The sequence below is a fragment of the Vibrio sp. R10-SG-ISO4 genome, from assembly GCF_059834135.1.
On record NZ_JCBDHJ010000018.1, the window covers coordinates 419,239 to 426,005 of the forward strand.

General features: G+C 49.7%; 5 protein-coding genes. 3 read left to right on the top strand and 2 right to left on the bottom strand.

The genetic code is table 11. From position 1 onward, the window contains the following. Positions 1-65: 65 nt before the first annotated feature. Complete coding sequence (locus AC6R03_RS14850) at positions 66-2,333, bottom strand: YgiQ family radical SAM protein (RefSeq protein ID WP_500631591.1); 2,268 nt, start codon at positions 2,331-2,333, stop codon at positions 66-68. A 170-nt stretch (positions 2,334-2,503) separates the two neighbouring features. On the opposite strand from AC6R03_RS14850, the gene AC6R03_RS14855 reads away from it, so the two are divergent. From AC6R03_RS14855 to AC6R03_RS14865, 3 genes are all read left to right on the top strand, one after another. Next, on the top strand, positions 2,504-4,969 hold the full coding sequence (locus AC6R03_RS14855) for an EAL domain-containing protein (protein ID WP_500631590.1): 2,466 nt from the start codon (positions 2,504-2,506) through the stop codon (positions 4,967-4,969). 34 nt (positions 4,970-5,003) lie between these two features. Next, a complete protein-coding gene (locus AC6R03_RS14860) occupies positions 5,004-5,684 on the top strand; it encodes an HI_1241 family integral membrane domain (protein ID WP_500631589.1) in 681 nt (226 codons plus the stop codon). 69 nt (positions 5,685-5,753) lie between these two features. Beyond that, on the top strand, positions 5,754-5,954 hold the full coding sequence (locus AC6R03_RS14865) for a DUF4250 domain-containing protein (protein WP_334550693.1): 201 nt from the start codon (positions 5,754-5,756) through the stop codon (positions 5,952-5,954). A 93-nt stretch (positions 5,955-6,047) separates the two neighbouring features. Here AC6R03_RS14865 and AC6R03_RS14870 read toward each other — a convergent pair. Beyond that, positions 6,048-6,767, bottom strand: a 720-nt coding sequence (locus tag AC6R03_RS14870) for a LysR substrate-binding domain-containing protein (RefSeq protein WP_500653671.1), incomplete at its 5' end; no start/stop codon positions are given.

Below are 6,767 nucleotides of genomic sequence, written 5' to 3' on the forward strand. Positions count from 1 at the left end.
TACCGCGTTGCTTAAAATAGAGATTAAAAAAAGGGGCGTTTGCCCCTTTTTTTGATCATCATTTATTAGCGGTGTTTGGGTTTTCGCTTGCCTTGGCCATTGGATCGGCCTTGCTCTGCAATCACATGATCGCGTGAGGCTTTACCCGCTGGCGCTTTGCCTTTCTTATTTCCGCTGTTTTTACTCGCTTTACCTTTTTCACTGCCATGCATTTTTTCAAAGCCAGGCTGAGATTTCGTGTGCTTAGTAGCAAAGCGATTGGAGCCGTGACGTCCGGACTTTCTGCGTTGTGCAGGCGTCTGGGCGGAAATGTCTTCAGCCGGAACGAGACAACTCGGCTTGTCACCGATCAGGTGCTTTTTACCCATGCTGATCAGCGCTTCACGAATCAGTGGCCAGTTTTGCGGATCGTGATAGCGCAGCAGAGCTTTGTGCAAACGACGCTGGCGCTCTCCTTTCGCAACGGGCACCACTTCACGCTGCTTATATTTAACGCGCTTGAGTGGATTCGTCTCTGAGTAGTACATTGAGGTCGCATTACACATCGGTGATGGGTAGAAGTTCTGCACTTGATCGCACTCAAAGTCATTCTTTTTCAGCCAAAGGGCGAGATTGAGCATGTCTTCATCTTCTGTGCCAGGGTGGGCGGAGATGAAGTAGGGAATCAGATATTGCTTCTTGCCTGCTTCTGCACTGTATTTTTCGAACATCTCTTTGAAACGGTCGTAGGCACCTATGCCCGGCTTCATCATCAGATCAAGCGGACCTTTCTCGGTATGCTCTGGTGCAATTTTCAGGTAGCCGCCCACGTGGTGCGTAACCAACTCCTTAACGTACTCTGGGGATTCTATCGCCAAGTCATAACGCACACCAGAGGCGATCATCACCTTGTTGATCCCCTCGACTTTACGCGCCGCGCGGTAAAGGTCGATGGTGTGCTTATGGTCAGTATTGAGTTTATTACAGATGCCAGGGAAGACGCACGATGGACGACGACAGTTGATTTCCGCTTTCGGATCGCTACAGCCGAGGCGATACATGTTAGCCGTAGGGCCGCCCAAATCAGAAATGGTTCCGGTAAAGCCGGGCACTTTGTCTCGAATTTCTTCCAACTCATTCAAAATAGACTCTTGAGAGCGGTTTTGAATGATGCGGCCTTCGTGCTCGGTAATGGAGCAGAATGAACAGCCGCCAAAACAGCCACGCATGATGTTGACTGACGTCTTGATCATGTCATAGGCAGGAATTTTTGCTTTGCCGTACATCGGATGAGGCACGCGTGCATAAGGCAGACCAAACACGTAGTCCATCTCTTCTGTGGTCAGAGGAATTGGCGCTTGGTTGACCCACAGCTCTCGGTCACCGTGCTTTTGAATCAGAGCGCGTCCTGAGTACGGGTTTGTCTCAAGGTGCATGATGCGACTGGCGTGCGCGTAAAGTATGCGGTCATTGTTGAGTTTTTCAAAATGAGGCAGGCGCACTGCGGTGGTTTTCGCATCGTGTCGAGAAGGGCGAATCGTGATCGGTTGTGGCTTTGTCTCTTCTTGTTTCGCTTTGGTGTCGCACTGCTCTTCCACCACGTAAGGGTTTGGCGGAATAAACGCCTCTTTACGGGGCTTCTCAATACGTGATGAGTCGATGATGGTGTAACCTTCTGGCTCGGCCGCCAAGTTCACCGCGGTACCACGAATATTGGTCATATCCGCGATCGCTTCGCCGTCGGCTAAACGGTGTGCGACTTCAACCAGTGCGCGTTCTGCGTTACCAAACAGCAAAATATCGGCTTTGGCATCAAACAAAATGGAGCGACGCACTTTATCTGACCAGTAGTCGTAGTGCGCAAGGCGACGTAAGCTGGCTTCAATACCCCCGAGTACGATAGGCACACCTTTGTAGGCTTCACGACAGCGCTGCGAGTAGACCAGTGTGGCACGATCTGGGCGCTTGCCCCCTTCGTTGTTTGGGGTATAGGCGTCATCATGGCGTAATTTGCGATCCGCCGTGTAACGGTTGATCATCGAGTCCATGTTGCCGGCGGTGATGCCGAAAAAAAGGTTAGGTTTGCCAAGCGCCATAAAGGCATCTTTGGTTTGCCATTCTGGCTGAGCAATAATCCCGACACGAAACCCTTGGGCTTCCAAAAGACGTCCGATGATGGCCATACCAAAACTGGGATGATCTACATAGGCGTCGCCTGTGACGATGATGATGTCACAGCTATCCCAACCTAAAGCATCCATTTCCTTGCGACTGGTCGGAAGGAATGGCGCGGTGCCAAAACACTCGGCCCAGTACTTTTTGTGTTGGTGAATCGGGGTAATATCGTTGAACATATTTTGCTCTCTGTGCCAGGGAGCGCGAATTATAGCGGCTTGTCATTCATCTATCTACCTCAACATAGCCCTCATTTTTTTACGTATAAACACGTCAGGTTAACGGATAATTTCGAGCATCCAGTCTAAAATTAACCTCATCAACATAAACCACACAGGTGTTTACGAGCATGGAAGATAATTTTCAAGTGCATGCGCTTGAAACCACAGCAGAGCCTTCTAATCACCCCAAGTACAGCACGTTTGATTGGCGTTTGGACCTTAACAACCAGACTTTTAGTTGCGATCCCGATGCGATGCAGCTGTTGTTTGGCCAGAATGTGGCGAGCGTTTCGGCGAAGCAGTTATTCAAGCTGCTTCCTACGTTACACCGTAAGCGCTGTCAGAGTGTGTTCAAGTCGGTGCTGAAAACCGGTGAGATGGACAGGTTCCATTGTTGTTTGCTGATCCCTCATGCCGTGTTCGCTTACGTTGAGTTTGACGTCAACAGAGAAGCGACCAACGTGCTTTCAGGCTGCTTTTCTCCACGTCTGGTGATCGGTTCCCGCTCGGACGCCAGTGACCTGTTTTGCTCCGCATTTGAAAGTGAGACGCGCGGTGTGGTCATCACCGACGCGCAAACTCGCATTTTGGCGTGTAATCGTCGCTTCGAACAAAATACTGGCTATTTACTCAATGAAATTGTGGGTTTGAAAACCAGTATTTTTAATGCCGACAAGTTGAGTGACGAATTTTATGAAGCGATGTGGGCGAGTGTAAATCGTTGTGGGGCGTGGAGCGGACCGATCATCACCTTGAAAGCGGATGGCTCCACCGTGCCACAAGAGCTCTCAATTACGGCGATTGAGCGATCCAGTGGCGAGCGTATCTATATTGGTGTTACGTCTGATCTCTCCAAGCAGCTCGATAAAATTGATGGCTTGGAAACCGATGGTATTGATCTACTGACCTTATTACCCTCTCGAGACAGTTTCATTGCCGAACTGGAGCAACAATGTGAGCAAGCGCCGGATGCGTTGAATGCGGTGATGTTGGTATTGCAGCCAAAGTTTCCTGCCGACAAAGCGCACCAAGTCAAAAAGCAATTTGCCAGTTATTTGATTGAGAGCACCAAAGTGGCAAGCTGCGGCTATTTGGGTAATGGTCGTTTTGCGGTGTGTTTGTCGATAGCGGAATCCACCGCCGAAGAGCGAATTCGAGAAGTACGCAAAGCGGTGAAGAACTTTTTTCACCTTTTCAAGCGTGCCCAAGGAGAGATTGCCTTGGCATTGCGTGACGGATTAACCGGGGTATCGGTACTGGGGGTCGATGCGAATAACCCTTCGCGTTTGATTTCCCATGCGACTCAGGCGTTACTGGAGCTGAACCAGAGTGAAGGCAAACGTATTGCGTTTTTCGACCGAGAGATGCATCAAGCACAAGAGCGCAAGAAAGCGTTGGAGGAGTTCGCGATCAAGTGCGTGAAAGGTGGTCTGGTGGATGTCCACTTCCAGCCTTTGGTGGATATTAAATCGGGTCAGATTGATAAGTTTGAAGCGCTGTGCCGTTTTCCAATCAATGATCAATTGAACACTAATACGCAAGAGATGGTGAGTGTCATTGAAGACCTTGATTTGATCGTTGAGCTCGATGATATGATTTGCCATCGAGCAATGTCGATGCTGCCCGAATTACAAAAGCGCTTTGGCGCTCAAGTGGGCTTGTCTGTTAACCGCTCCCTCAACTCAAAACACGATATTGGTGAAGTCTTGGGCCGTACGGTGCAGATGGTGGACAGATTGAAAATTGACCCTGATCGATTAACCATCGAGTTTACCGAAAGCGCCTATTTTGAGAGTGACAGCTATCAAGAATCGATGTTGTCGGCGATACGAGAGGCAGGTGTGCTCATCGCTGTGGATGATTTTGGCACAGGTAGTGCGTCATTTGAGTATCTCAATCGCAGCTATTTTGATGTGTTGAAGATTGATCGGGTGTTTGTGAGTGGTATCAGTGAAACCAGCCGTAAGTACCATTTAGTGGCTTCCATCACTAAGCTAGCACAAAAGCTTGGCCTCAGGGTCGTGGCAGAGGGGGTGGAAACGGAACAAGAGTACCAGGTGATTGCCAGGCTCGGCGTCAATTATGTTCAAGGTTACTACTTTTCAAAGCCGATGAGCCTTGATGACCTTAGATTGGTTGAGGACTACTGCCAATTGCCCGATGCGCCACGTTCAAGCAGCGGTGAGCCATCATTAGCGGATTTGGTATCGCCCAACGTCAGCCACCTTAGCCCTACGGTGGCGCTGTCACTGATTTATCAGAAATTTCAGGACAAAACGATACAAGCCTTACCTGTGATCGATGAAGGGGAATGTCTGGGTGTGATCGAGCGCGCTTCGATGAATTTACACCTGACGCCTACCATGGGCACCGATTTAGAAAGCAGCAAAGAGCGCAACATGTGGCTGAAAACCGCGAACCGTATTATGTCGCCGCCTGCGGCGATCATCTATTGGCAAACCCCGCTCGATAGTATGGCGGCACTGTTGGAGCAGTACCCGCACTTTCCCTGGGTGTTGGTCGACAAGGATGGCACGTTCAAAGGCATTGTCGAGCAGCGCACTGTATTGAAGCATCTCACCAGTCTGTTATGATTCGCGCCTTGTTCATTCAATTATCTGACAGATTATGATTCCTGATTTGCTTGCCTCTTTCGCACCGATGTTGCTCGGCGCGCAATTGATCTTAACCCTTATTCTCGTTAAAGGGGACATCTGCCCGGGCCAGCGTGGGCGTATTCATAAGGTATTACCCGCGATCGCGATTTTGTGGTTAGCGGTCGCCTCCTTACGTATTGAAGCCATGATGGTGGTGTTCGCTATCGGCTATTTCTATTCTCAGGTTCAAACTAAGAAAACACGAGTGCAAGGACCGTTATGGGTGATGTACTTGGCGAATGGTTTAGCGCTGGCTTACGTTGGAATCATGATCACTGAACAATCGAGCTTTGCCTCTGGATTGAGTGTTTTGGTTCAGATTGTGTTGCTAGGCGGATTGTTTGCCCATTTGCTGTTGACGGTGGCAAAAACGAGATTGCAAGCGTTTCATCGAATTTTACCTGTCGCGGGGGTGGCTTCTGCGATGATGATGAGCATTGCTGTGCTGCTTAAAGCGTCGGCATTGGACGAGCAGACACTCACCATGGCAACGCAGCCGTTGATGGTCAGTTTTGCGCTGCTTATCAGTGCTGTGGTGGTCTGGAGCTGGCATATGTTGCTCAGTAAAAGCATCACTAAGCCGCAGTTGGCGGTTGCACTGGTGATGCTGCTGGGTGCGGTGACGGTTAACCAGGGCTTATTCGTTCTTTAGTCTCGGTCACTGTTATTTTTCTGCTGAAGGTCTAAGCTTGTGTTATCAACACGACAAAGGAGCGCAGCGATGGATCTTAGTAATGTTGGCCGTTTCGATAGCACGATTTTACTTGGTATCGTGAACGAGAAACTGAGACTGGAATGTGACAGTCTCGAAGAGTTGGTAAGCACCTATGAAATGGATGCAGAGACAGTGATTGGCAAATTGGATGTGCTTGGCTACCAATATGACCCGCTCACCAACCAGTTCAAGTCGAACCAACGATAGGACTTCACTCAATTCAGCGTCGATGTCGGTTCAATGCCTGACAGCGAAGCCAGGTATCGGCGCGACGAACTGTCTCGGTGTAACCTTTAGAGGTTACACCGTTTTTATGCCCTCTAAATGACTTTTCGACTGTTGCCGAGCGGTATGGAAAAACGCTTGTAAATAGCGTTTGCCCTTATCACTGTCTCTGGTAGCCGCGAACAGTCGACGCCACAGTCCGGATCCCAAAGGAATACTGGTGATCAAACCTTGACGAGAAAATTCACTGATCGCCCAGTTAGGTAGCGCCGCGATACCGAGCCCCGCGGACACCATCTGTACCAACATCAGCGTATTGTCTGCTTGTTTCCACTTTGCCGGCTCCACCCCCGCCGGAGTCAAAAAGTGTTTCACTACATCTAAGCGTTTTTTCTGCACTGGATAGGAAATCATGGTTTCGCCTTCAAGCTCGCGTGGCTCGATACGGGTTTTTGTTGCAAGCGGGTGCGTGGTCGAGGTGATTAAGCGCATTTCAAAGTCGAAGAGCGGTTCATAGTGAATTTCAGAGCGCGGTTGAATATCTGAAGTAATGACCAGATCCAACTCGCCACTGATCAATGCGGGTAGGGGTTCAAACGAGAAACCCGATGAAAAATCGAGTGTAACACTGGGCCATGCAATTTGATACTCACGCAGCGCAGGCATCAACCACTGAAAGCAGGAGTGGCAGTCTATCGCCATGTGCAGGCGTCCGTTGACGTCTTCTTTGAGGCTTGCCAACTCATTTTCTGCGCGCGCAAGCTTGGGCAGAACCTCATCGGCGACACGAAGTAA